This window comes from Stieleria tagensis, from assembly GCF_024129865.1.
GTDB classification, from domain to species: Bacteria; Planctomycetota; Planctomycetia; order Pirellulales; family Pirellulaceae; genus Stieleria; species Stieleria tagensis.
This window is the reverse complement of the sequence record NZ_JAMYFE010000182.1, coordinates 1-1,157: the sequence shown is the minus strand read 5'-3', so window position 1 is coordinate 1,157 and position 1,157 is coordinate 1. Positions and strand designations below refer to the sequence as shown.

The window sequence follows — 1,157 nt, the reverse complement described above, 5'->3', positions numbered from 1 at the left end:
CATCGACATCGACTATAGCGACGGTGACTTGGTCGATATCAACGACAACCATCAAATCAACTCGGTCGTGCACAACAACAGCGACCGTCTGCTGGACTACACCGCCACCCTGGGCGACATCAGCGTCAATAGCATCACGTCCGGAAACGCTGCAGTCACGTTGACTGCAGCGGCCGGTGCGATCGCCGAAGCCGCCACCAACACCAGCACCAACATCTCAACCGCCGGCGTGTTGACGCTCTCAGCCGCCACCGGCATCGGTGCCGACGGAGCCGACCAGGCGCTCGACACGAATGTCGGCACCCTCGCCGCACAAACCACGCTCTCCGGTGGAATCTACATCAACCAAACCGGCGACTTGCTGGTGGGCGTGGGGGACAACGGAATTGACGGAATCACCGCGGCGACTGGCGGCAGCGTGGGTCTCGAATCATCGGGCAACGTCAGTTTAAACAGTGGCAGTCGGGTCATTGCCGGCGGCAACGGGACATCACTGGCCATTGATGCTGGCAGTATCAATTTGAATCCTGGCACCGCGGGAACCGAAACGATTCAAAACACGGGATCCGGTTCCATTGAATTGACGGCTGATGCCGGTGACATCACGCTGGACCACCATTCAATTGGTACCGGAAGTGGCACCGTCACCGTCGATGCCGGCACAGGCGACATTCTGGTGGCCCAGTCAGTGGGAACTTCGGAAATCAATTCCACTGGAACAGTGACTCTCAGTGGTGCAGCGATCGGCAGCACCAACGCCTTGGAAATCGACGGCGCGACAGCGCTGGAGATTTTTGATAACGGTACCGGCGCCATCCAAATTGCCGAACTGAGTGCGGACACCATCACATCCACGGCGATTACAGTTGGCAATGTTGGTTTCGGAACGATCGACATCGTTTACAACAACGACGACTTGGTCGACATCGATGACAGTCACGAAATCAACTCGGTGGTGCACAACAACGCCAATCGTGACTTTGAATACACCGCCACCAGCGGTGACGTCCGTGTCAATGAAGTCTTCGGCGGTTCCGCAGCCGTGACATTGACGTCCCTATCCGGATCGATCGATGAAACCGTTTCTGATACGAGTATCAATGTCACTACCGACGGCACATTGACACTGTCAGCCTCCACGGGGATCGGCAGCAGCG

1 protein-coding gene is annotated in these 1,157 nt (G+C 57.2%); it reads left to right on the top strand.

What is annotated here, in order from left to right; all coding sequences use genetic code 11:
- Positions 1 to 1,157: beta strand repeat-containing protein (locus NHH03_RS27640; protein WP_253161597.1), on the top strand; the 1,157-nt coding region annotated here is incomplete at both ends.